Annotated in this window: 1 protein-coding gene, 2 tRNA genes and 2 rRNA genes; 1 reads left to right on the top strand and 4 read right to left on the bottom strand. The window is 52.3% G+C overall.

Annotated features, from left to right (window positions below; genetic code table 11):
* Positions 1–527 (bottom strand): 23S ribosomal RNA (locus tag ACI3K0_RS30685); the annotation flags it as partial.
* A gap of 439 nt (positions 528–966) precedes the next feature.
* Between ACI3K0_RS30685 and ACI3K0_RS30680 the strand changes: the two genes are divergently transcribed.
* Positions 967–1,101: a hypothetical protein gene (locus tag ACI3K0_RS30680; protein WP_404946979.1), complete on the top strand. Its 135-nt coding sequence runs from the start codon at positions 967–969 to the stop codon at positions 1,099–1,101.
* Positions 1,102–1,127: 26 nt separating this feature from the next.
* Here the strand turns inward: ACI3K0_RS30680 and ACI3K0_RS30675 are convergent.
* The 3 genes from ACI3K0_RS30675 to ACI3K0_RS30665 all read right to left on the bottom strand — a co-directional run.
* Positions 1,128–1,203, bottom strand: a tRNA-Ala gene (locus tag ACI3K0_RS30675).
* 124 nt (positions 1,204–1,327) lie between these two features.
* A tRNA-Ile gene (locus tag ACI3K0_RS30670) sits at positions 1,328–1,404 on the bottom strand.
* Positions 1,405–1,640: 236 nt separating this feature from the next.
* Positions 1,641–1,749: ribosomal RNA gene (locus ACI3K0_RS30665) — 16S ribosomal RNA — on the bottom strand; the annotation flags it as partial.

Raw genomic sequence — 1,749 nt, 5'->3', positions numbered from 1 at the left:
GGGGTGCTTTTCACCTTTCCCTCACGGTACTTGTTCGCTATCGGTCATGCACGAGTACTTAGGCTTGGAGAGTGGTCTCCCCATGTTCAGACAGGATTTCACGTGTCCCGCCCTACTCAAGGACAATCAGTGTTCTACGCCTACGGGGCTGTCACCCACTTTAGCCAAGCTTTCCAACTTGTTCGGCTTTATTCCTGATTGCCACTGGCCTGGTCCGCGTTCGCTCGCCACTACTTGCGGAGTCTCGGTTGATGTCCTTTCCTTCAGGTACTTAGATGTTTCAGTTCCCTGAGTTCGCTTCTAACCCCTATGTATTCGAAAGTTAGATACCTTATTACAATACCTAGAAACCTAAACCGTGCCGAAACACGGCTTAAACTTTCTAGGTATTTAAGGTGGGTTGCCCCATTCGGAGATCCATGGATCAAAGCTTATTCGCAGCTCCCCACAGCTTATCGCAGCGTATCACGTCCTTCTTCGCCTGTGCATGCCAAGGCATCCACCAAATGCCCTTACGACACTTAATCGTTCTCATTGCCAATGCTCATCAATATAGCTTCACCGTGACCGGTGAAGCGGAAGGGCTACCTTTTACAACCCATCCTTCTCATGATGACATCGACGTGTTCTTTGTCGATCAGATCGCTTTTCTAAAGGGCCACGCCGAGCGGCCCACTTGCGTCTGATCTTAAGACCAGCTTCTCGAGATTAAATCCGGGTCCGTGCGGTTAGCAAACGGACATCAATAAGTCATCAGAGGCGCCAAAACCCGAAGGTCAAAACACCAACAATGACCGACCAGAGTGACAAGCTTCCTATCTCCACCGATCCCTCTTTCGTGTCCGGCCGGCTAGGCCATCAACGACATCATAAGGATCAGCTTCAAACCCAGGCTTACCTTGCGGTAAAACCCAGACCTGGAAGCCTCCAGATCAATCTTCTCTTCACGATTTTTGCAGAACAGGCATGCGCTTCATCGAAGCGATGCAAACTTTATTTTCTTCAGAAGACAACGATGCGTTTGGCACCCTCGAAGCAAAGCTTCGCAAGGCCAAGGGCCGTCGGCCATCGTTGGCCGGCCCGTCCGGAGCGCAGCGGTAAAGCCGCGACAGCGTCAGGACACAAAATGGTGGAGCTGAGCGGGATCGAACCGCTGACCCCCTGCTTGCAAAGCAGGTGCTCTCCCAGCTGAGCTACAGCCCCAATCTCTTGGGAACAGCCCGAACTGACAAGATCAGTCAAAGCCCGTTCATCAACACCATCTTTCCGCAAAACCCATCCAGCAGGTCAAATCCGTCACCGCGTCCAGCATCCACTAAAAAGCGAATGGTGGGCCTGGGAAGACTTGAACTTCCGACCCCACGCTTATCAAGCGTGTGCTCTAACCAACTGAGCTACAGGCCCACTCACCTGCAAGGCTTGCACCTTACATCCTGGACACCGAGCTTTGCGGCAATTGTCTTCTTGAAGAAAGAGAAACGTAGTCGGCGGTTTTCGCCATACCATCCGATATCCGAGGATATTCCGTGGCGTATTACGTTGCGATGGTCGCCTGACTGGCGCCATCTATGTTCTAAAAAGCACGGGAAGGTTCATCTGAGACATGTCTCAGCGTCTTACCAGTTCCACAGCTTCCTTAGAAAGGAGGTGATCCAGCCGCAGGTTCCCCTACGGCTACCTTGTTACGACTTCACCCCAGTCGCTGACCCTACCGTGGTTAGCTGCCTCCTTGCGGTTAGCGCACTACCT

This window comes from Rhizobium sp. ZW T2_16, assembly GCF_044987325.1.
In the GTDB taxonomy this organism is placed as follows: domain Bacteria; phylum Pseudomonadota; class Alphaproteobacteria; order Rhizobiales; family Rhizobiaceae; genus Neorhizobium; species Neorhizobium cellulosilyticum.
The sequence above is the reverse complement of the archived record's forward strand: the minus strand, read 5'-3'. Positions and strand labels throughout refer to the sequence as shown.

Coding starts and splice junctions, on each gene's coding strand:
- ACI3K0_RS30680 (WP_404946979.1), top strand. CDS start 967: ATGCGCTTCATCGAAGCGATGCAAACTTTATTTTCTTCAGAAGACAAC.